Annotated in this window: 19 protein-coding genes; 6 read left to right on the top strand and 13 right to left on the bottom strand. The window is 59.7% G+C overall.

Annotated elements, in window-relative coordinates:
* Positions 1 to 10 precede the first annotated feature (10 nt).
* Both VY732_RS03685 and VY732_RS03680 read right to left on the bottom strand, forming a co-directional pair.
* A complete protein-coding gene (locus VY732_RS03685; protein WP_331694317.1) occupies positions 11 to 1,603 on the bottom strand; it encodes a glycerol-3-phosphate dehydrogenase/oxidase in 1,593 nt (530 codons plus the stop codon).
* A gap of 5 nt (positions 1,604 to 1,608) precedes the next feature.
* The gene (locus tag VY732_RS03680; RefSeq protein ID WP_331694315.1) at positions 1,609 to 3,204 is read right to left on the bottom strand and encodes an FAD-binding oxidoreductase; all 1,596 of its coding nucleotides are present in this window, start codon (positions 3,202 to 3,204) and stop codon (positions 1,609 to 1,611) included.
* Positions 3,205 to 3,414: 210 nt separating this feature from the next.
* Between VY732_RS03680 and gliR the strand changes: the two genes are divergently transcribed.
* Together gliR and VY732_RS03670 are read left to right on the top strand one after the other, a co-directional pair.
* Positions 3,415 to 4,431: an AraC family transcriptional regulator GliR gene (gliR, locus tag VY732_RS03675; RefSeq protein WP_331694313.1), complete on the top strand. Its 1,017-nt coding sequence runs from the start codon at positions 3,415 to 3,417 to the stop codon at positions 4,429 to 4,431.
* Between the two features lie 516 nt (positions 4,432 to 4,947).
* Positions 4,948 to 5,313, top strand: coding sequence for a DUF6124 family protein (locus VY732_RS03670; RefSeq protein ID WP_137218898.1), 366 nt, complete (start codon positions 4,948 to 4,950; stop codon positions 5,311 to 5,313).
* A 406-nt stretch (positions 5,314 to 5,719) separates the two neighbouring features.
* Here the strand turns inward: VY732_RS03670 and VY732_RS03665 are convergent, their stop codons facing one another.
* The 8 genes from VY732_RS03665 to VY732_RS03630 form a co-directional block, all read right to left on the bottom strand.
* The gene (locus VY732_RS03665; RefSeq protein ID WP_038357449.1) at positions 5,720 to 6,088 is read right to left on the bottom strand and encodes a glyoxalase superfamily protein; all 369 of its coding nucleotides are present in this window, start codon (positions 6,086 to 6,088) and stop codon (positions 5,720 to 5,722) included.
* Positions 6,089 to 6,206: 118 nt separating this feature from the next.
* A complete protein-coding gene (locus VY732_RS03660) occupies positions 6,207 to 7,664 on the bottom strand; it encodes an N-acyl-D-amino-acid deacylase family protein (protein ID WP_331694310.1) in 1,458 nt (485 codons plus the stop codon).
* 1 nt (position 7,665) lies between these two features.
* A complete protein-coding gene (locus VY732_RS03655) occupies positions 7,666 to 8,526 on the bottom strand; it encodes a MurR/RpiR family transcriptional regulator (protein ID WP_331694309.1) in 861 nt (286 codons plus the stop codon).
* Positions 8,527 to 8,542: 16 nt separating this feature from the next.
* Entirely contained in the window at positions 8,543 to 9,892 is a 1,350-nt protein-coding gene (locus tag VY732_RS03650; RefSeq protein WP_331694308.1) for a GntP family permease, read from the bottom strand.
* 631 nt (positions 9,893 to 10,523) lie between these two features.
* The gene (locus tag VY732_RS03645) at positions 10,524 to 11,192 is read right to left on the bottom strand and encodes a Fic/DOC family protein (protein WP_331694306.1); all 669 of its coding nucleotides are present in this window, start codon (positions 11,190 to 11,192) and stop codon (positions 10,524 to 10,526) included.
* A gap of 89 nt (positions 11,193 to 11,281) precedes the next feature.
* The gene (locus VY732_RS03640) at positions 11,282 to 12,175 is read right to left on the bottom strand and encodes an NAD-dependent epimerase/dehydratase family protein (RefSeq protein WP_331694304.1); all 894 of its coding nucleotides are present in this window, start codon (positions 12,173 to 12,175) and stop codon (positions 11,282 to 11,284) included.
* Positions 12,176 to 12,278: 103 nt separating this feature from the next.
* Complete coding sequence (locus VY732_RS03635) at positions 12,279 to 13,190, bottom strand: LysR family transcriptional regulator (RefSeq protein WP_331694303.1); 912 nt, start codon at positions 13,188 to 13,190, stop codon at positions 12,279 to 12,281.
* A gap of 108 nt (positions 13,191 to 13,298) precedes the next feature.
* Positions 13,299 to 13,889, bottom strand: a complete 591-nt coding sequence (locus VY732_RS03630; RefSeq protein ID WP_116029403.1) for an NAD(P)H-dependent oxidoreductase — start codon at positions 13,887 to 13,889, stop codon at positions 13,299 to 13,301.
* A gap of 184 nt (positions 13,890 to 14,073) precedes the next feature.
* Between VY732_RS03630 and VY732_RS03625 the strand changes: the two genes are divergently transcribed.
* Positions 14,074 to 14,388, top strand: coding sequence for a putative quinol monooxygenase (locus tag VY732_RS03625; protein WP_331694301.1), 315 nt, complete (start codon positions 14,074 to 14,076; stop codon positions 14,386 to 14,388).
* Here the strand turns inward: VY732_RS03625 and VY732_RS03620 are convergent.
* Positions 14,378 to 15,142, bottom strand: coding sequence for a sulfite exporter TauE/SafE family protein (locus tag VY732_RS03620; RefSeq protein ID WP_331694299.1), 765 nt, complete (start codon positions 15,140 to 15,142; stop codon positions 14,378 to 14,380). The genes VY732_RS03625 and VY732_RS03620 overlap by 11 nt on opposite strands.
* Before the next feature lie 214 nt (positions 15,143 to 15,356).
* On the opposite strand from VY732_RS03620, the gene VY732_RS03615 reads away from it, so the two are divergent.
* The 3 genes from VY732_RS03615 to VY732_RS03605 all read left to right on the top strand — a co-directional run bounded on the left by VY732_RS03615 (position 15,357) and on the right by VY732_RS03605 (position 17,479).
* A complete protein-coding gene (locus VY732_RS03615; RefSeq protein WP_123594454.1) occupies positions 15,357 to 16,238 on the top strand; it encodes a LysR substrate-binding domain-containing protein in 882 nt (293 codons plus the stop codon).
* Between the two features lie 55 nt (positions 16,239 to 16,293).
* Complete coding sequence (locus VY732_RS03610; RefSeq protein WP_137218889.1) at positions 16,294 to 16,869, top strand: NAD(P)H-dependent oxidoreductase; 576 nt, start codon at positions 16,294 to 16,296, stop codon at positions 16,867 to 16,869.
* A 199-nt stretch (positions 16,870 to 17,068) separates the two neighbouring features.
* Entirely contained in the window at positions 17,069 to 17,479 is a 411-nt protein-coding gene (locus VY732_RS03605) for a MerR family transcriptional regulator (RefSeq protein ID WP_034154373.1), read from the top strand.
* Positions 17,480 to 17,548: 69 nt separating this feature from the next.
* Here VY732_RS03605 and VY732_RS03600 read toward each other — a convergent pair whose 3' ends face one another.
* Positions 17,549 to 20,164, bottom strand: a complete 2,616-nt coding sequence (locus tag VY732_RS03600) for an efflux RND transporter permease subunit (protein ID WP_331694295.1) — start codon at positions 20,162 to 20,164, stop codon at positions 17,549 to 17,551.
* Between the two features lie 33 nt (positions 20,165 to 20,197).
* Entirely contained in the window at positions 20,198 to 21,034 is an 837-nt protein-coding gene (locus VY732_RS03595) for an outer membrane lipoprotein-sorting protein (protein ID WP_095119577.1), read from the bottom strand.
* Between the last annotated feature and the right edge of the window lie 52 nt (positions 21,035 to 21,086).

The raw sequence follows: 21,086 nt of genomic DNA, 5'->3' as shown, positions 1-21,086 counted from the left end.
TCAAGGGGCATCAAGGCGTGGCATCCGGCAGACCGTGATGGCGTTGCCACAACGCCCGATAACGCTGTTCTTCCTGCTGCCAGTGGTCGTCGCTCCAGGCCAGTCGTGGCTGGCAGAGTTGGCGGATGGCGGTGAAATACTCTTCGCCACCGCGCGGCAACAGCAGACCGAGACGCGTGCGGCGCTGGAGCAGATCGTCGAGGTGCAGAACCATTTCCGACTCACAGGCGAAAGCCAGTTCGGCCCACAGAGTGTCCGTAGCGCCGACCGTGGCGTGGCCGATTTCTTTGATCAATTGCGCCAACTTCGGCAGATCTCGACCATGCCTCCCGGTCAGACGTCGCCACTGATGGCTGCTCAACTCAGGAATCGCCTGCACAGGAACAGCGGCAAACACGGGCGCGGCGTCATCGACGAAAGGACGTTCGAGCATCGCCGCGCAGGCCTTGAGCACTTCGATGGCTTGCGGGCGAAACGTGGTGAGTTTGCCGCCGGCCAAGGTCACGCAACCGGGCTCCTGCCACAGCACATGTTCACGGGTTTCGTTCGACGGTTTGTCTTGATGCGCACCTGCGCTGCCCACCACCGGACGTACGCCGGACCATGTCGACAGCACATCCGCCGCACTCACTTCGGCGCCGGGAAACTGTTGCGTGCAGGCCGCCAGCAGATAGTCGAGTTCTTCGCCGCTGATGCTCGCGCTCTGATCCAGATCCTCACGGTGATCGAGGTCCGTGGTGCCGACCACTGTCGCGCCCTCCCATGGAAAAACAAACACCGGACGCCGGTCGCGCTCATGCAGAAACGTGAACGCCTGCGCCACCGGCAGACGCCAACCCGGCAGCAATAAATGACTGCCGCGTAACGGCCGTAATTGCCGTGGTGCCTCCGTCGGCCGCAAGCGCTCGGCCCATGCGCCGGTGGCCACAGCAAGCACGCCGCAGCGCAATTGCAGTGACGTGCCGCCCTCGCAATCCTCGACCTGAACGCCACACACTCGCCCATTTTCACGCAGCAAATGCTCCACGCGAACGCCGTTAATCACGTCCGCGCCATCCGCCCGAGCTTCGCTCAACACACGCATCACCAGCCGCGCATCATCGGTCAGCGCATCGACAAAACAGGTGCCACCGAGCAAGTCGTTTTCCTTCACCCCCGGCGCCAGATAACGCAGTTGTTGCGCATCATGAAAGCGATGGCTGCGACGCCCGGCCAGAGCGTCGTAAACGCTCAGCAAACCACCCAACACCCGAGGTCCGGGAAAGCCGCCGCGATAGTGCGGCATCATGAAACTCATCGGCTCGATCAGCCCCGGCGCTTCGTCGAGCAAGCGCTGACGTTCGCGCACCGAATCACGGGTCAGGCGCCACTGGCCCTTGGCGATGTAACGCAAACCGCCATGGACCATTTTCGATGATCGACTTGAGGTGCCCCAGGCGAAATCGCGTTGTTCCAGCAGCAGGCAGCGCCAGCCTCGACGCGCTGCTTCACGCAGGATGCCGGCGCCGCTGATGCCGCCACCAATGACGATCAGATCCCAGGTTTCCTCCGCCAGCGTTGGCAGAACTTGCTGGCGCCACGCGGCGTTCCAGTCCTGACTCATGGCCGTCACTCCGGCAACAGCGTGCCGGGGTTGAGGCGCCCGGCCGGATCGAAGTGTTTGCTCAACGCCTGCAAGGTATCCATCGCCAACGCACCCTTCTCACGCAACAGGTACGGCGCGTGATCCTTGCCGACGCCGTGCTGGTGACTGATGGTGCCGTGGTTGTCGACGATGGTCTGGCTGGCCGCGTGTTTGAGTGCTTTCCAGCGCGCCAGCGTCGCGGGGTAATCCGCCGCCGGGCGAAACACGTAGGTGGTGTAGATGCTCGAACCCTCGCCGTAAACGTGGGACAGGTGGGTGAACACATGCACGCGTTCGCCTTCGGCGGCCAGGGCCTCGCGCAGGCTGCTTTCGATGAGGTTGAGCAGGTTGTCGACGTTGCTCCAGTCGGTGGCGGTTTCGAGGGTGTCGACCACGTAACCGGCATTCCACAGGTTCTCGCGCAGGTAAGGGAAACGGAAGCGGTTCTGCGCCCACTTCTTGCCGAGCAAGGTGCCGGTGAACACGCCGCCGAAGGCCTTCAAATTTTGCCGTGCCTGTGTCAGCGACAATGCGTTTTGTCGGCGATTGCCGGTGACGCCGAAGGTCAGCAGGCATTTGCCCGCACCCGCGCCACGCAGATTCAGGTACTTTTCCAGCCAGGCGATTTGTTGCGGATGACCGGCCAGCGCCAGTTGCGTTTCGGTTTCCACAGCGTTGGACAGGCGCAGCATCGACAGTGGTACGCGTGCCTGGGCCAATTGGCGAATGGCTTGCAGGGCCTTGGTCCAAGAGGGCAAAAACACACCGTAGAAACGCTCGTCAGCGGGCAATGCGCTGACCCGCACCTTAACCTCGGAAATGATCCCGAAACGGCCCTCGCAACCGAGCACCACTTCGCGCAAATCTGGCCCGGCAGCCGAAGCCGGGAAGGTTGGAATCCGCATCGGCCCGGCAAACGTTTCCAAAGTGCCGCCAGCAAATAACTGCTCGATCCGGCCATAGCGCAACGACTGCTGACCGCTGGAACGACTGGCGACCCAACCGCCCAATGTCGACAGCTCCCACGACTGCGGGAAATGCCCCAGCGTATAGCCCCGCGCACGCAACTGACTTTCCACCTGCGGGCCACTCGCACCGGGGCCGAAAGTTGCCATCAGGCTCTGTTCATCGAGGTCGATCAGGCGATTCATCCGCGCCAGCGACACCGTCACCACTGGTCGCACAGAATTTGGTGGATTGATGTGTCCGGCCACCGACGTGCCGCCGCCATAAGGGATCAGGCACAAGTCCTGTTCATGGGCGAGTGCCAGCAATTGGCGAATGTGCTCAGCAGTCTCGGGAAACGCCACCGCATCCGGGTAATTGCCCAAAGCACCTTCGCGCAACGCCAGCCAGTCCGGCAGGCTCTGGCCCCGCGCATGCAGCAAACGATCATGGGCATCGACGCTGTACAAGCTGTGCGCCGGCAATCGCGAAGCCGGCACCCGGGCCAATGCGGATTCCAGTGTCGCATCGGGCAGCGCGCGCCCCTCGCCCAGTCGTTCATGAAGAAACTCCGCGCCCTGGGCCGGCAGTTCGACCACCGTGGTTGCATCTCCCCAGCCGTTCCAGCGTCGCATGCGTGTGTCCTTTTAACCGTCGGATCAGTGATATTTCAGGCCCCCATACTAGCCAGCGACCGCAAAGTGTCACGGTCGCATCCGGCCAGTTCGTGTAGCCAATTGAGTCAAACGTCGCGCAAGCGTCAGCCATTTACTTTAGTCGGGGTTTCAAATTACCTTTCAGGCTATTCGTCCGCCTCCGCTGCCGTTGATCAAAGGAATGGGATCATGCAATCGCTTGGCTTCACCTCGGTTCCGCCGCTGCTCAAGTACCTGCGCCATGCCGAACAACTGGGCATGGCCATCGAGCCTGCATTGGCGGCGGCGGGTTTGCAGGCGCAGCAGTTGAGCGACAACACCCTGCGTTTGCCCGGTGAGGCGCATGAGCGGCTGCTGGATTATTTCTGCGAGCACTCGGGCGATCCGTTGTTCGGGCTCAACGCGGCGAATTTCGTCCTGCCCAATTCGTGGAGCGTGCTCGGTTACATCACCATGAACTGCGCGACGCTGGGCGATGCGATGAGCCGAATCATGCCGTTCGAGAAACTGGTGGGGGACATGGGCGTCAGCCGCGCCGAGGTGCAGGACGGCCATGTGCATCTGATCTGGACCTGCCGTTATCAGCGTCCGCGAATCCGCCGGCATCTGGTGGAAAACGTGCTGGGGTCGTGGCTGCAATATGCACGCTGGATCGCCGATACGCAGATGTCGCCGGCCGGGGTCTGGCTGGAACATTCGTGCCCGGCAGAGGCCACGCCGGCGCAGTACGAAGCGTTTTTCGATTGCCCGGTGTTGTTCGATCAGCCGTATTCGGCGCTGGTCGTGCCGCTGGCTTATTTGCAGTTGCCGTTGCGCCAGGCCGATGCGCAGTTGCTGCGCACGCTGGAAGAACACGCTATGGGATTGATGGCGACGCTGGAGGATGCGTCGCTGGAACAGCAGGTGAAAAACATTCTGCGGCAGTTGCTCAAGGAGGGTTTGCCGCGCAAGGAGCAGGTTGCCGAGCAGCTCGCAGTATCGGTGCGAACGTTGCAGCGGCAGTTGCATCAGGCGGGGACGTCGTATCAGCAGATTCTCGATGATTTGCGCCAGGAACTGGCTGAGCATTATTTGCTCAACAGTACGCTGCCGATTCAGGACATTGCGCAGTATCTGGGGTTTACCGAACCGCGCTCGTTTCATCGCACGTTCAAGAGTCGGCGGGGGATGCCGCCGGGGGAGTTTCGGCAGATGCATCGAGGGTGAATGTTCCGGCCCCTTCGCGAGCAGGCTCGCTCCCACAGTTGATCTCCGTTGTTCACAAAGTTGATGTTCACCGCCGACCCACTTCGGGAGCGAGCCTGCTCGCGAATGCGCCAGTTGCCGCAGCCAATTCCTACAGGTAAATCTTCGATACTTGAGCGCAATAAACATCCAGCATCACAGGTGTTTAAAGACACTCAGTGATACGCGAAACAGCCCACAAATCCTTGCGCCGCTGCCTACGCCTGCGCCAGAATCCGCCGGCTTGTGCGCCCTGAGCATGCTGCGTAACTTGATTGCGTCACTGATTCCCAGTGATCGAGCTTAGCGGCTCGGCTACATTCGCTCCCCGCTGCACGAATATCATCCAGTCAGGTATTTGCCTGCGCTTAATGGTGGCTGTGCGCATGGCACCTTCGGGTGCGCCGGGGTGGGATGCGACCGGTCCGCTAACTTGCGCACAGCTGCCTCCCTTTTGCTTAGCGGCGAAATGGATGCGGCTTTAAAAGGTACGCTCCCATGTTCAAAGTAACGCCAAACCCGCCGATCACTGACCCGGCCTCCCCCTACGAATCCGCCGATTCGAAGAAATTCCACGAAGCCGCCGAGCGCGCTCTAGACCACTATCTCGCCCCACCCACCGCGCAGATCATGGCCACGCCTTACCAACCCAACCGCCTCTACATGGCCAACCCGGCATCCGCGACCGAGCCCTTGCTGGTCGACGCCTGCGAAACGCTGGGTTCTGCCTCGGTGATGCTCAACGACTTCGCCGCCGTGCTCGAAGGTTCGCACCGCAAGACCCTGCAAGGCATCGCGCAAGTGGTGATGGTGGCGGAAATGGCGGTCAATCAGGTGCTCGATAAGTTCGTGCCGACCGAGTAACGAAAAAGCCCGCTGTCCGACTGTAATGGTCAGGTGGCGGGCTTCTTTTTGCGGTGGGCCATTTTCCCCTCACCCCAGCCCTCTCCCAAAGGGAGAGGGGGCCGACCGAGGTGTCTGGCGCTATACATCGACCTGAATGACCGAGTCGATTATGGATTCGACCGAGCAGGTTCAGGTCGGTGTATCTCTCAAGCATTCCCAGATCAGATCGGTCCCCTCTCCCTCCGGGAGAGGGCTAGGGTGAGGGTGAAGGGCCAACCGTGGGATGTTCGCTAAATACACCGACCTGAAAGTGCTGCCGTGAATCCATAATCGCTGCAGATCTTTCACGTCGATGTACAGCGCCAGACACCTCGGTCAGTCCCCTCTCCCTCTGGGAGAGGGCTAGGGTGAGGGGCTGTTCAGCTCAGAGACAAATCGCGTTGGTAAACACCAGCCGATTACCAAACGGATCAACGATCGTCATGTCCTGGCTCCCCCACGGCATCGCCTGAATGCCCGGATGCGAAAACTTGTAATCCTTGGCCTCCAACTGCTGCTGAAACGCCTCCAGCTCATCCGTCTCGATCCGCAGCGCCGAACCCGGACACGCGTCGCCATGATGCTCGGACAAATGCAGCACACACTCGCCACGCGACACCTGCAGATACAACGGAAAATTCGCCTCGAAGCGATGCTGCCAGTCGATCTTGAAACCCAGAAAATCGACGTAGAACTCGACAGCTTTGGCTTCATCGAAGATCCGCAGGATCGGGGTGGTTTTGCCGAAGCTCATGGGGTGCTCCCTGACTGATTGACCCCACAGTGTAGACGGGGTGGATGTCAGCAATTCGGCCTGTTGATGGCTTTCTTTAATTGCAATGTGCCACCACTGTGACGCAGTCCGCGAAACCTCAGTGAAAGTTGTCGCGCAGATCACCCTGTCGAGCGAGAAAACGCCCTTCCCTGCGCCCATTCGCCTGCCCGTCGCGATAACTTAATACACCGTTGATCCAAACCCCATCAATCCCCTGCGCAGCCCGTTGCGGATCATTGAAGTCCGCCACATCACGCACCGTCGCCGGATCGAACAACACCAGATCCGCCCAATAGCCTTCACGAATCTCACCGCGCTCCGTCAAACCAAATCGCGCCGCCGACAAACCGGTCATCTTGTGCACGGCGGTGTGCAGCGGAAACAGGCCGACGTCACGACTGAAATGTCCGAGAACCCGTGGGAAAGCGCCCCACAGGCGCGGATGCGGGAACGGGTCTTCCGGCAGTCCGTCAGACCCGATCATCGACAACGGATGGGCGAGGATTCGTCTGACATCCGCCTCGTCCATCCCGTAATACACCGCACCCGCCGGTTGCAAGCGTTTCGCGGCATCAAGCAATGGCAGATCCCATTCGGCAGCGATGTCGATCAGGTCGCGGCCGCTGACTTCCGGGTGCGGCGTCGACCAAGTGATGGTAATGCGGTGCGCGTCGGTGACTTGCTTCAAATCCAGCGTCGATGAACTCGCCGCATACGGGTAGCAATCGCAACCGACCGGATGAGTTTTGGCGGCCTCTTCCAATGACGCGAGCAGTTGCGGACTGCGCCCCCAGTTACCAACGCCGGCACATTTGAGGTGGGAAATAATCACCGGTGAACGCGAGTGACGACCGATGCTGAACGCTTCATCCATCGCCTCCAGCACCGGTTCGAATTCACTGCGCAGGTGCGTGGTGTATACCGCGCCAAACGCTGTGAGTTCTTCGGTCAGTTGCATGACTTCATCGGTGGAGGCGCTGAAGGCGCTGGCGTACGCCAAGCCTGTGGATAAACCCAACGCACCGGCCTCAAGGCTTTCGCGTAACTGTTCGCGCATCGCGGCGATTTCTTCGGGCGTCGCGGTGCGGAACAAGTCATCGAGATGATTGCTGCGCAGCGCCGTATGGCCGATCAGTGCCGCCACGTTCAGCGTGGTATTGGCCGCTTCCACCGCCGCACGATAATCGCTGAAGCGTGGATAAACGAACGCCGCCGCCCTGCCGAGCAGGTTCATCGGATCCGGTGGATTGCCCTTCAATGTCACGGGCGAAGCGCTGATCCCGCAGTTGCCGACAATCACCGTGGTCACGCCTTGACTGAGTTTGGGCAACATCTCCGGCTGGCGAATGACCACAGTGTCGTCGTGGGTGTGCACATCGATAAAACCGGGCGCCAGCACGCGGCCAGCGGCGTCGATTACCTCGCTGGCGGTGGCATCGTGCAAGTCACCGATGCGCTCGATGCGACCGTCAAGAATCGCCACGTCAGCGTGGTAACCGGGCGCATTGCTGCCATCGATGATCAGGGCATTGCGAATCAGGGTGTCGTACAGCATGTCAGTCTCCCAGCGGCAGGTGATCGTCGCCGCCACGGTATTCGTCGAGGGCGAGTTTGATCCGCCGCAGACGCTCTTGATTGTCTTCAGGATTGGCCAGCGCCAGCTCGGTCGCCAGCACATCGATGGCGAGCAGCATGCCGTAGCGGGCCGCCGTCGGTTTGTAGATGAACGAGGTTTCCGCGCCTTGCAGCGGCAGGACGATGTCGGCCAGTTCTGCCAGCGGCGAATCGGCGCGGGTGATCGCCAGAATGCGTGCGCCGTAGTTGCGCGCCAGTTCCACGGTCTCAAGTAATTCCGGAGTGATGCCGGTCAGCGAACAGACGATGAGCACTTGCTCGGCGTTGAGGCTGGCGGCGGTGACACGCATCATCACCGCGTCATGACACACGGCAATCGGGTAGCCGAGGCGCACCAGGCGTACCTGCAATTCATCGCTGCACAGGGTCGAGCAACCGCCCATGCCGAAGGCGTGAATCATCCGTGCCTGGCCGAGCAATTTCACCGCATCGCCGAAGCGTGACTCGTCGAATCCGGCCAGGTGCTGGCGCAGCGTGGTTTCGATGTCGCCGACGATCTGCCCGTAGAACGCCGACTGTTCAGGCGTGCCCGCCGGGTCGAGAAAACGGCTGCCAACGCCGCTGGCCTGAGCCAGTTGCAGGCGCAGATCTCGTAGGTCGCGGCAGCCCACCGTGCGGGCGAAACGCGACAGCGTGGCCGTGCTGACTTCGGCACGTTGCGCGAGGTCTTCGAGGCTGGCGCTCGCGGCGAAGCCAACGTCGTCGAGCATCAGCCGGGCGATGCGCCCTTCGCCGGCGCTGAAGGAATCCTGGCGGGCGCGGATCTGGTAGAGGATGTCCATGGGCGGCAGGCTCCGGTTACAGCAGGTAAGAAAGGCCGACGGTCAGGCCGAACGCGACCAGCGAGATCAGCGTCTCGAGCACGGTCCAGGTCTTGAACGTCTGCGCGACCGTCATGTTGAAGTATTCCTTGATCAACCAGAAGCCGCCGTCGTTGACGTGGGAAAAGATAACCGAGCCGGCGCCGGTCGCCAGCACCAACAGTTCAGGGTGTGGATAACCCAGACCAATGGCCACCGGCGCGACCACGCCGGACGCGGTGGTCATCGCCACCGTCGCGGAACCGGTGGCGACGCGCATCAACGCCGCGAACAACCAGCCCATGACCAGCGGCGACAGGTGGAATTCGTGGGCGAGACCGACAATCTGATCGGTGACACCGGCATCCACCAGAATGCGGTTCAAGCCACCGCCAGCACCGACCAGCAAGGTGATACTGGCGGTAGGTGCCAGACATTCGTTGGTGAATTTCAGAATCGATTCACGGTTGAAACCCTGGGCGATGCCGAGCGTCCAGAAACTCAACAAGGTCGCCAGCAGCAGCGCGATCACCGAGTTGCCGATGAACAACAGAAACTGATTGAAACCGCTGCCCGGCGTGGAAATCAGGTTGGCCCAGCCACCGATCAACATCAACACCACGGGCAATAGAATGGTCGCCATGGTGATGCCGAAACCCGGCAGTTTGTCGCGCGGTTCGCGGTCGAGGAATTGTTTTTCCAGCGGATTATCCGCCGGCAGTTGAATGCGCGGCACGATGAATTTGGCGTACAGCGGCCCGGCAATGATCGCGGTGGGAATGCCGATGGCAATCGCGTACAGCAAGGTCTGCCCGACCGACGCCTGATAGGCCTGCACCGCGAGCATCGCCGCCGGGTGCGGCGGCACCAGCGCATGCACCACCGACAGGCCGGCAACCATCGGCAAACCGACCATCAGAATCGACACGCCAACGCGGCGCGCCACGGTGAACGCAATCGGCACCAGCAAGACGAAACCGACTTCGAAGAACAGCGGCAGACCAACCAGAAACGCGATGCAGACCATCGCCCAATGCGCATTCTTCTCGCCGAATTTATCGATCAGCGTGCGCGCCATCTGCTCGGCGCCGCCGGACTCGGCCATCATCTTGCCGAGCATCGTCCCGAGCGCGACCACCAGCGCGATATGCCCCAGCGTCTTGCCTACCCCGGCCTCATACGCCCCCACCACACCCGACGGCGGCATCCCCGCGACCAGCGCAAGACCAATGGAAATCAGGGTGATGACGATGAACGGATTGAGCCGGTAACGGGCGATCAACACGATCAGCGCAATGATGGCGACGGCGGCATACACCAGCAGCCAATCGCCGAAGGAAGGCGTCATGCGGTACTCCTCGAAAGGGTCACGTTCGAATGGGTTGTGAAACTCATAAATCATTTCGAGATCGAGATTTCAAACCACATGAAAGTAATTTTCGTGGAGAGGCAAGGCGTGTCGCAGATGGATATGTCTTGTCGTGATTAATGAAAATCAGGGGGCGGGATTTACATACTTTTACAGCCAACACAGCCCCCTGTAGGAGTGAGCCTGCTCGCGATTGCGCCGTAACAGTCAATATCTTCATTGGCTGAATGACCGCTATCGCGAGCAGGCTCACTCCTACAGTTTTGATCGCACTCCTCCAGACAGAATGCGCAAAACCTGTGGGAGCTGGTGGACGACTCACACCATTTCGTTACGAATCCATTCAACCACCGACGTACGCTTCGGTGCCCAGCCATAGACATGTTTTTCAAATCCAGCCAAGCGCTATACTCGCCTGACAACCTCCGCGGAGTCCCTGCCATGAGCCCCACGCCCCGCACCAAAAAAAAACTGACAACCGAAACGTTGATCCGCGCAGTTGCCAGTTCGACTGCCATCGAGACAGGTCAAAGCGTGGAGACCATTGAGCGCAAACTCAAACTCAGGTCCAGTAAGTTCCTGCACTTGTCCCTGGCCAAGTAGTCCCGCCTCAAGTCCATAATGCTTGTCGGACCCAATACTCCATGGGTTCGTAGTTGCAGTTCAGCCCTTGGTTGATGGCTGCAAAATAAGCCTCTTTGTTTCGCTCCCAACTGCTGTAGTCCAGCGGCACGTAGCCCGCCTGCACGGCCATGACATCCGCCAGTAATCGCGACAAGCGTCCGTTACCTTCGCGAAAGGGATGAATAAGGATGAACTCGACGTGCGTTACAGCAATGGCGCGAATCAGGTTCTCGTCCAGATCGGGCCGGCATGGCGTGTATTTGGCAAGACAGTCCCTTTCAAATACGTCGAGCAACCGAGGGATCTGCGGCGCAGCGGCGAAGAAAAATCCATCCTTGCCCAAATTTACCGCACGGACATCGCCAGCCCATGGATAGATGTTCCCGAGCCAGTGTCGATGCCAATCTTTTAAATCCTGAACTGTCAGTGGTCGATCAGGTAAATGCTCGATGAGTACCGATTGGTAAAGCTTTTCCAACAAAACCAGCTCTGCATCGTCCATGTCTTCAGGATCGGTAATTCCCAGCTTATTGCTCAGCACTTGCTCATTCGAGCCAGGCTGAAAAGTGCTCTGTGCCCCTTCTGCGTCGTAACGGTTAATCATCCCTGTACCTGCTGAATTGGCGATGTTCAGAGCACCATAGGTCTGGCGCAATACAAGCGCAAAGCCTGAAACGAAAACGGCCGCCCGATGGCAGCCGTTCTGAAGGGTGATAGCAAAGCCCGGCGGGGCTCAAACATCCATCACACCATTTCGTTACGAATCCATTCAACCACCGACGTACGCTTCGGTGCCCAACCCAACAGTTCGCGGGCGTGTTTGCCGCGCACTCGGCTGTTGGAGCCGAGGCCGTAGTTGGCCATTTCGTAGCCCCATTCGGCTTCGGCGTCTTTCAGTGGCCAGTCTTGTGGTTGGCCCAGGTTCAGCGCTTCAGCCATGGCGGTGGTCATGTCGATGAACGAGGCTTCGCCGCTTTCGACAAAGTAGAACGTGCCCGGGACGTTTTTGGTCAGCGCCAGCAGGTACAGGGCGACGACGTCTTCGATGTGCACGTTGGACCAGATGTTCTGGCCTGGGCCGACGTGGCGCACTACGCCACTTTTGCGTGCCTGCTTGAGCAGTCGCGGCAGTTGCACGCTGTCGCGATTGACGCCCAGGCTGTGGCCATAGATCAGCGTGTTGCAGATCACCGCCGAATTCACGCCGTCCTGCGCAGCGGCGAGGATCAGATTGTCGATGGCCACGCGCGCGGCTTTGTCGACGGTTGGTTCCGGCAGGTTGTCCTCAAAGTAGATGACGTCGCTGGACTTACCGCCCGATGCGTCGCCAACGATGCTCGAACCGCTGGTGTGCAGGAAGACTTTGTTGGAACCGCGCAAGGCATCGAGCAACGCTTCGACCGCGCCGCGATGGTCGCTGCTGGCGGCGTTGATTACTGCGTCGGCAGCGCGGGCCTGCTCAGCGAGCAGCGCTTTGTCGTCAAGAGTGCCGATGACCGCGATGATCCCGATGGCTTGCAGTTCATCAGCCTGTTCAGGGCTGCGCACCAGTCCGGTGACTTGATGCCCGGCCTGAACCAGACCAGTAGCGATCGAACCGCCGATAAATCCGGCAGCGCCGGTGACGAATACGTTCATGGAATAACTCCCTGCGTGAGTAAGTGATGGGACGAGTATCTGCCCGTGAGCCGGGGGGAAAAACCCGTCCCCGCCCAATTCACTCTTGCGCAGAGGTCACGAATCAGCCCTTGAAATCGGCGCTGGCGTAAGCGGCGAGTTTGCTCTGGATAAAGTCGAGGAAGCATTGAATGCGCAGCGCCAGTTGCGAGTTTCGGTAGTACACGGCGTTGATCGGCTGGCGATAACCACTGTTGAACTCGCCGAGCAGGACTTTCAGGCGCCCGGCACGGATGTCATCGATGGTCATGAAGTGCGACAGACAGGCGATGCCCTGCCCTTCCAGCGCCAGATGGCGCACGGTCTCGCCGCTGGACGCGCTGATCGCCGGGGTGATCGGCCAGCGATCGCCGTGCACATAGCGCAGCGGCCATTGGTTGAGGCCTTCGTTCTGGGTGAAGCCGAGCAAGGTGTGTTCGCTCAGATCAGCAACTTGCTGTGGCGCGCCGTGTTTTTCCAGATAGGCCGGGCTGGCGACGATCAGCAGCGGACTGCAACCGAGCGCGCGCGCGTGCAGCGTCGAGTCAGCGAGGGTGCCGATGCGGATGGCGATGTCAGTGCTTTGTTCCAGCAGGTCAATGATCAGGTCATTGCTGTTGAGTTCGAGCTGGATGTCCGGGTAGAGCCGGCGGAATTCGTCGATGTACGGGACCACCGCGTGGAGCATGAACGGTGACGCGGCGTTGATCCGCAAGCGCCCGGACGGGGTTTGCTGACGTGAAGACAGACGCTCTTCGAGTTGCTCCATCTGATCGAGAATCAATTTGGCCTGCTCGAAGAAATACTTGCCCTCCTCGGTCAGGTCCATGCGCCGCGTGGTGCGATTGATCAGCGTGGTGTCGAGCTTGGCTTCCAGCTTCGACAACGTGCGGCTGACCGCGGAAGGGGTTTGCCCGACCTGTTCGGCGGCGGCGGAAATCGAACCGCATTCGATCACGCAGACGAAAATCTGCAACTCATCGGATCTGGCTTTCACGGGTATCCTCGTTGAAATCGCCAAGATCGCAGATGAATGCAACTCCCTGTAGGAGCTGCCGCAGGCTGCGATCTTTTGCTGTTACCACCGATAGTAGCCCGAAACCATTCAGGCCTTGAGACCAAACACCTCGCTCAAATGCCGCTCATAACGCGCCACATCAGCCTCGATGTTCGGACGCTTCATCACGTCGACACACAAGAACGTCGGCAACCCGGTCATACCGAGAAACTCGTTGGCCTTGTGAAACGGGAAGTACACCGCATCCACACCTTTGGCTTCAAAGAAATCAGTCGGGTCATCAAAGGCCTGCTGCGGTGCGTTCCAGGTCAGCGACAGCATGTATTGCTTACCCTGAATCAGGCCACCGCTGCCGTACTTCTGCGAGGCGTCGGAACGGGTGCGGCCGTCGCTGGCGTAGAGGCTGCCGTGGCCTTCGGTGAAGACTTCGTCGAGGTACTTTTTTACCGTCCATGGCGCGCCCATCCACCAGCCCGGCATCTGATAAATGATCACGTCGGCCCAGAGGAATTTCGCCACTTCTTCAGCAACGTCGTAGCCCTCGTCGATGAAGGTGGTTTTCACATCGACACCGCCACGATCGAGCACGCTCAGCGCGGCTTCGTGCAGGGTGGTGTTGTAGCGACCGTCAGAGTGAGCGAATTTTTTACCGCCATTGAGCAACAGCACTTTTTTCATGAGAAAGCCTCGGCGCAGCCAGTGGGCTGGATGGAGAAGGGAAACTGGAATGGCGGCAGATTAATGATGTGTCGCGCGCGGAATAAGGCCTGATTGCGCAAAATACATTTGATCAAAAGGCACGAATCCATTGCCGATTGTTGCAATAACATCCGCGGCATTCTGAATTTGAGGAGTCGTTGTGATGAGTGAACGCTTGGGTTTTATCCTGCACGCCAAGACCCGTCCGGAACAAGCCGAAGCTTTCGAGGCGTTGTTCCGCGCTTACGTTGAGCCGAGTCGCGCTGAGCCAGGTTGTATCGAGTACCACATGCTGCGCGACAAGGAAGATCCGACGCTGTTTATCTTCTACGAAATCTGGGCGTCGCAAGCGCACCTGGATGTGCATTCGAATCTGCCGCACATGAAGGCATTCTTTGAGCGGCGCATGGATTATCTGCAGCGCGATTTTGATATCCGCCAGATCGAAATGCTCAGCGAAGCCTCGGCTAACCGCTGATCAATAAATGGGCGCCGAGCGCGCCCATACCGATAAAGAACACCCGCTTGAACAACACGGCGCTGATACGTTCGCGCAGCCATTGGCCCAGCAGCATGCCGAGAATGGCCGGGATCAGCGCCAGCAGCGAAGCACTCAGTTCGCCGCCACCGAGGGCGCCGCGCCAGAGCAATCCAGCGGCCAACGCTAACGTTGAAACGGTGAAAGACAGGCCCAGCGCCTGCACCAGTTGATCACGATTCAAGCCCAGCGCTTGCAGGTACGGCACCGCCGGAATCACGAAGACGCCGGTGGCCGAGGTGATTACGCCGGTGATCAAACCGCACGCCGGACCCAGCCAGCCTTCATGGCGCGGATTGACGCTCAGCGTTGGCAGAAACAAACCACTCAACGCATAAAGCAACAGCGCCGCGCCCAATCCGCGCACCACCCAATGCCCGCCCGCCATGCCGATCCATAACGTGCCGACGCCGGTGCCGAGGAAGATCATCAGCAGCATTGGCCAGAGGCGTTTGATCAGTCCTTTCAAATGCCCGCCGAATGCCAGTTGCCAGACATTGGTCAGGGTTGCCGGGATGATCAGCAACGCAGCTGCCTGCGACGGCGCCATAGCCAGACCGAGCAGTCCCATGGCAACGGTGGGCAGGCCGAGGCCGATCACGCCTTTGATCAGACCGGCGAGGATGAAGGTCATCACGACCAGCAAAGACAAGGCCAGACCGAGGTGTTGGTAGAAGTCTGTGAGAGTGTTCATGGCGCTACTGTGCGCCAGTCCGGGTTGGCTGAAAATCTGCCATATACTGAGGGTGCCTCTCGCCGGACAAGAGGCTGATATTTTCTTTGAAGCCTATGGCCTCATCGCGAGCAGGCTCACTCCTACAGGTTTTGCGTTCGCCACAGATCCCATGTAGGAGTGAGCCTGCTCGCGATGAGGCCAGCCCAGACACCAGAACTTTCAGAGGCTGCCCATGCACTTCGACCTCACCGACCTGCGCCTCTACCTGCACATCCTCGACACCGGCAACATCACCGCCGGCGCCGCCCGCAGCCATTTATCCCTGGCCGCCGCCAGCGCCAGAATCCGCGCCATGGAAGCCTCGCTTGGCGTCGACTTTCTCGAGCGCGGCCGCCGTGGCGTCACGCCGACGGCCGCCGGAAAGGCGCTGGCCCAGCACGCGCGCATCCTCCTGCAACAGGCCGAACGCCTGCAGCAGGATCTGGCCGACTACGCCCAAGGCGTCAAAGGTCAGGTGCGCTTGCTGTGCAACACCACGGCGATCACCGAATACCTGCCGGAAGTACTCGCGGACTTCCTGCGCGATCACCCCAATCTCGACATCGATTTGCAGGAGCTGCCCAGCGCGCGCATCACGCACGCCTTGCGCCAAGGCGCGGCGGACCTCGGGATCGTCTCCGATGCGGTCGACACCCATGGCCTGCAAACCCGGCCCTTTCGCGATGATCCATTGGTGCTGATCCTGCCCCCCGAGCATGTTTTGGCGAGTCAGGCGTCGCTGACGTTTGGTGAAACCCTGGCGCACGACTATGTGGCGCTTGGCAGCCACAGCGCGCTGGCGATTCACCTGGAGGAACAAGCGCTGCACATCGGCCAGCGCATGTCGATCCGGATCCGTGCCGATGGCTTCGAGGGCGTCATGCGCATGGTGGCGCGAGGTGCGGGGCTGGCCATCGTGCCCAAGGTGGCCATCGAGCGCTGGGCGGCGGTGCACTCGGTAACGTGCCGGCCGCTGGACGAAGTCTGGGCGCATCGCACTCTGCAACTGTGCGCGCGGGATTTCGACCACCTGCCCGGTTACGCCCGCGCCTTGTTTGATGCGCTGGTGCCTTGACTCTACCGCTAGGGGCAGACTCTATCCTGTGCGCTTCATTTCAGGAGTACACACAATGAGCAAACGAATGCTCGTGATTCTGGGTCACCCCTCCACCGACAGCTTTTGCGGGGCATTGAGTGAGACTTACGTTCAGGCCGCCAAGGACGCCGGGCATGAGGTGCGGCTGTTGCGTCTGGATGCGCTGGAGTTCGACCCGGTCCTGCACGAAGGCTACAACAAGGTGCAGCCACTGGAACCGGATCTGCTGCAAGCCCAGGCCGATATCACCTGGGCCGAGCACCTGACATTCGTCTATCCGATCTGGTGGGGCGGTATTCCGGCACTGTTGAAAGGCTTCGTCGACCGGATTTTCCTGCCGGGTTTCGCCTTCAAATACCGCGAAGGCAAAGCCTTCCCCGACAAGCTGCTCAAGGGCCGCACCGCGCATTTGCTGGTGACCATGGACACGCCGTACTGGTACTACAAATGGATCTATGGCATGCCCGGGCTGAATCAGATGCGCAAGACCACGCTGGAATTCTGCGGCATCAAGCCACTGAAGACGCTGACCTTCGGGCCAATCCTCGGCTCCAAGCCAAACCAGCGCGATGCCTGGCTGGAACAGGCGCGCGTGACCGCCGCCGTCTAAGGTTTTCCAGCCGCCTCAACTGACGGCGCACCCGCCGCCGTCAGTGCCTCTTCGGGTTCCCTTCACGAGCCCGTCCGTCGCCTGTGCACGTCATTTACGCGCAGTTGCAATTTTCCGATGGTATTGGACATATAATCGCCGCCGATCCGGCATGACGCCTGATCGCGCTACGCTATGTTTGATCATCGAGACGGACCTTATGTATATCGGCAAAGCCGCCCAGCTGTCGGGCACCACAGTCAAAAGCATTCGCCATTACGAAGAAATCGGCCTGTTGCCCGAGCCCAAGCGTGAAGGCAAATACCGCATCTACAGCCAGCAAAGTGTCGAAGTGTTGACGTTCATCAAGTGCGCCCAGCAACTGGGCTTCAAGCTCAAAGAGCTGCAGGTGATCCTCAACAACTACCGCGGCGACGAATTCCCGTGGGACATGGCGCAACGAGCCATCGCCGAAAAAAAAGCCGAACTGGTGACCCAGATCGGCGATTTGCAGCAATTGCATGATGGCCTCGAGGCGTTTGAACACAACCTCAACGACGCCCGCCAGGAATGCCAGTTCGAGCGCATCGCTCGCTATGGCGAAAAAAACCCGGTCAATACACTGAACTGAAAACCCTGCTGCGCCGCATGACCGGGTTCGCCTGTCGTCTCAGGGCAGGCGCGCCCGGTCGTTGGCGAGTCAGCCCGGTACCGCCTCCCCTTCTGTGCGCAGCGCTTGAACCGGCGCATGCACCGGCGCAATCGCCGCAAAGAACCACGGCGATACCAGCGTCACCAGGACAATGGTCATGACCCCGCTGGAAAACAGCGCCATCGCCACCAATGCGCCGAGATCGACAATCGGCTTGAAGTCGGAAAACAGCAGCGCCATGAAGCCGACGGAGAAGATCACCACGTTGATCACCGTCGAACGGCCGACGCTGTGCATCGCCTGCAAAATGGCCGCGTCAATCTCAATGCCCTGCTGCACCAGCAACTTGATGCGTGACAGCAGGTGCACCGCGTAATCCACCACGCCGACCACGAGGAACGTCACCAGCGTCGTGCCGATGTTCAGCTCAATGCCGAACAGGAACATGAAGCCGTAGACCGTCACCGAGGTGGTCAGCAAGGTCAACATGCCGAGCACACCGAGGCGCACCGATTTCAGCCAGTACATCATCATCAACGTGACGACCAGCAAGGCCAGGGAAAAACTCAGCACCTGGCCCTGGGTGATTTCCTGCAACACCCCGGTCCAGATCAACGGCGTGCCGGCGTGGGTCACCTCAAGGTTGGCCGGTTTGTTCACCAGTAGCCAGGCGTCGAGGCGGTCGAGCATGCCCTGATAGTCGCTGGCGACCGACGAGGTCATGGTGTACAGGGTCAAGGCCTTGGAGAAATCGGCGTTGAGCACGTTGTTCAGGTCAGAGCCACCACCGTTTTCGAACAACATCACGTGCTGCTCGATCAGCGAATTGCCCGGCACTTCAAACTGCTCGACCTGCCCGTCGTCATTGACCGACGAGACCTTCTCAACGGCATTCGGCACCCGCAGATACTCCGGGTTCATGTCGTTGAGCACCAGGTTCATGCGCTTGACGTAGGTGGCCAGCGAGTAGCCATAACTGACGTTCGGCTGCTGTTTGATGAAGTGGTCGAGCTTGTCGATGAACTGCACCACTTCGGTGGTCAGCACGCCGCGCGGCTCTTTGCTGTCGATCGCGATCCAACCCGGCGCCGTGCCCGCCACTTTGGCGTGGTTGATGAACTGATCGGACACACGAATGTGGCTTTCCGGCTTGAAGTAAGCAATGCCGGAGTCTTCGATATCGACGCGGAAGGTGAACACCGTGGCCAGCGCCAGCAGCGGCAGCATCACCATCAGGATCGGTTTGCGAAAGCGGATCATCCAGGCACAGAACGCCACCAGATAGCGCGAGATGATCGAGTCCTGGTGTACCACAGCCTTGGCTTGCTGCGGCTGATCCTTGCCCCAGATGGAGATCCACGCCGGAATCAGCAACAGCGAAATGATCAGCGCCGCGGTCAGACCGATCGACATGAACACGCCGAAATTGCGGATGCTGACAATGTTGTTGGTGGTGGAAATCATGAACGTGGCGATGGTCGTCACGGTCGTCAACACCACCGGCACCACCATCAAGCGCTGGGTTTCGCGGTTGGCCTCGCGATTGCTCTTGCCCGCGTTTTTCTGCTCGTAATATTCAGCCATCACGTGGATCGCATCCGAGCAGCAAATGGTGAACAGGAACACCGGCAGCACACTGGTCAGCAGGTCGAACGGCACGCGCAATAGCGCCATCAGGCCCAAGGTCCAGATGGTGCAGAACAGAATATTGAACAGCGGCAGCAGCACGCCCAGTGGTTTGCGGAAGAAGAAAATCAGCAGCAAGGTAATCAGCAAAAACACGATCGGGAACAGCACGGCCAGGTCGTGATCGATGATCTCCTGCTGCGCGGCGATGAAGATCGGCATGCCGGCAATGAAGATTTCGTCCTTGTACTCCGGGTGCTCGGCTTGATACTGCGCGACGATGCCGCGCACGATCTGATAAGCCCGCAGTTGCGCCTGAGCGTCGTCCTGCTTGGTGCCGAGTTCGGCCACCAGCATTGCGACTTTCTTGTCCTTGGACACCACCCCGTCAACCATCAACTCGTTGCCCATGATCTGCGACTCGACCAGTGCCGGGTCCATGTCATAGGCATTCAGGGTTTTGTGGATCAACAGCTCGCCGTCGTCGGTCAGGACGATGTTTTCCAGATCACCCATCGAGGCCATTTCGCGGATCGGGTTGATCCGTTCGGCGAGAAAGGTCAGGAACAGCTGATCATGGGAATCCCAGCTCTGGCTCTGGGCATGATCACGCAAGGCCTTGGCGTTGGCGTAATCGTTCTGCGAAAAACCACCCTCGAGAATGTCCCGGGTCAACAACTGCGCACGACTGTCGTCCGGGTGCCGGGCAACAATCTGCGCCAACTGCTCCTTGTCGGCATCGTTAGCCAGGATCATCTTGCGCACCGACTGCGACATCGAAAACAGCGCGTTGAGCGTGTTTTTGTTGAACACCGTTTGCGGGTTGTTCAGCGCCACCATGACCGAGTCGAACGTGCCGGTGAATTCACCCTGCAAATCGATGATGGTCTTGCGTGCCGGGTGGCTTTCCTTGAGCAGGTAAGGGTTGGTGTCGGACACCAGCGCGCCCAGCGTATAAGTGAAATACGCCGTAATCGCCACCAGCAGGAAAACAATCGCCCGCGCATAGCGCTCGACGAAATTCAGATATCTTTCCATGATCATGCGGTTCCAGGTCGTCGGGGTCGGCGCTTAGCGGGCAGACACGGCAAATTCCGGCAGGTCACCGGTTTTCAGCCCGCGCTTGATGGCGGTCTGGGTGAAGAGGCGGTCTTCCAGCGAGACGTTGTACTGCAACTGGTTGAAGCGCATTTCCGAGCGGGTGCCGTCGATGAAGTGCTCGGTTTCACTGAGCACAATGCTGTCGATCGAATCGATGGTCGCGACTTTCTGCGTGCGCATCTGCTTGATCAACACGCCTTTGACGTCGAAGAAATCCTGACGCATGACCAGGAAGTTCTGCTTGTCGATCCACACCTTCAGCTTGTTGTAACCAGTCTTGGCCAGCACCTCGGGGGACGCCGGCTCGCGCTCGATCACGTAGCAGTCGCGGCCCTTGATCTGTTCTTCGCCGACGAGTTTCTGCGAGTAGTCCTTGACGCGGATCTTGTCCAGATCGGCATACGAGTACTCACTGCCCATGAACGAGCCACGCTTGTCGGTGGTGGAGATGCGGCGGGTCTGACGGCTGACCGGCAAGTACATCCACTGGCTGTCTTCCAGGCCGAGGGTTTCGTGCGGGTTTTCGATGTGGAAGGCCACGTCACGGACGTCAGTCGGCGCGGAAAAGTACATGCTGAACTTGTCGCTGTCCGGGTAATCCTTTTGCAGATAGGTGAACTCGCGAACGCGGGTATTGCCTTTCTTGTCATGCAGGATCAGCGAAACCTGGGACATGAAGCTGTTCCCGTCATTGCGATCGCGTACCTGACGGATGATCTCATCGGCATTACCAGCCTCGGCGGCACTGGCGCAGGCGCTGCCGAGGATCAGTGCGGCGGTGGTCAGACTTTTCAAAAACGGCAACATGACAACTTCCTTTTCGTTGGATGAATGCACCTGCGCACGAGAGCGGCAGGCG

Source organism: Pseudomonas sp. ZY71, from assembly GCF_036542145.1.
GTDB classification, from domain to species: Bacteria; Pseudomonadota; Gammaproteobacteria; order Pseudomonadales; family Pseudomonadaceae; genus Aquipseudomonas; species Aquipseudomonas koreensis_A.
Note: the sequence above shows the minus strand (reverse complement) of the source record. Positions and strands in the feature narration are given on the sequence as shown.

Excerpts from the sequence above, each read along its gene's own strand:
- VY732_RS03685 (WP_331694317.1), bottom strand. The coding sequence starts at position 1,603 with ATGAGTCAGGACTGGAACGCCGCGTGGCGCCAGCAAGTTCTGCCAACG.
- VY732_RS03680 (WP_331694315.1), bottom strand. The coding sequence starts at position 3,204 with ATGCGACGCTGGAACGGCTGGGGAGATGCAACCACGGTGGTCGAACTG.
- gliR (WP_331694313.1), top strand. The coding sequence starts at position 3,415 with ATGCAATCGCTTGGCTTCACCTCGGTTCCGCCGCTGCTCAAGTACCTG.
- VY732_RS03670 (WP_137218898.1), top strand. The coding sequence starts at position 4,948 with ATGTTCAAAGTAACGCCAAACCCGCCGATCACTGACCCGGCCTCCCCC.
- VY732_RS03665 (WP_038357449.1), bottom strand. The coding sequence starts at position 6,088 with ATGAGCTTCGGCAAAACCACCCCGATCCTGCGGATCTTCGATGAAGCC.
- VY732_RS03660 (WP_331694310.1), bottom strand. The coding sequence starts at position 7,664 with ATGCTGTACGACACCCTGATTCGCAATGCCCTGATCATCGATGGCAGC.
- VY732_RS03655 (WP_331694309.1), bottom strand. The coding sequence starts at position 8,526 with ATGGACATCCTCTACCAGATCCGCGCCCGCCAGGATTCCTTCAGCGCC.
- VY732_RS03650 (WP_331694308.1), bottom strand. The coding sequence starts at position 9,892 with ATGACGCCTTCCTTCGGCGATTGGCTGCTGGTGTATGCCGCCGTCGCC.
- VY732_RS03640 (WP_331694304.1), bottom strand. The coding sequence starts at position 12,175 with ATGAACGTATTCGTCACCGGCGCTGCCGGATTTATCGGCGGTTCGATC.
- VY732_RS03630 (WP_116029403.1), bottom strand. The coding sequence starts at position 13,889 with ATGAAAAAAGTGCTGTTGCTCAATGGCGGTAAAAAATTCGCTCACTCT.
- VY732_RS03625 (WP_331694301.1), top strand. The coding sequence starts at position 14,074 with ATGAGTGAACGCTTGGGTTTTATCCTGCACGCCAAGACCCGTCCGGAA.
- VY732_RS03620 (WP_331694299.1), bottom strand. The coding sequence starts at position 15,142 with ATGAACACTCTCACAGACTTCTACCAACACCTCGGTCTGGCCTTGTCT.
- VY732_RS03615 (WP_123594454.1), top strand. The coding sequence starts at position 15,357 with ATGCACTTCGACCTCACCGACCTGCGCCTCTACCTGCACATCCTCGAC.
- VY732_RS03610 (WP_137218889.1), top strand. The coding sequence starts at position 16,294 with ATGAGCAAACGAATGCTCGTGATTCTGGGTCACCCCTCCACCGACAGC.
- VY732_RS03605 (WP_034154373.1), top strand. The coding sequence starts at position 17,069 with ATGTATATCGGCAAAGCCGCCCAGCTGTCGGGCACCACAGTCAAAAGC.
- VY732_RS03600 (WP_331694295.1), bottom strand. The coding sequence starts at position 20,164 with ATGGAAAGATATCTGAATTTCGTCGAGCGCTATGCGCGGGCGATTGTT.
- VY732_RS03595 (WP_095119577.1), bottom strand. The coding sequence starts at position 21,034 with ATGTTGCCGTTTTTGAAAAGTCTGACCACCGCCGCACTGATCCTCGGC.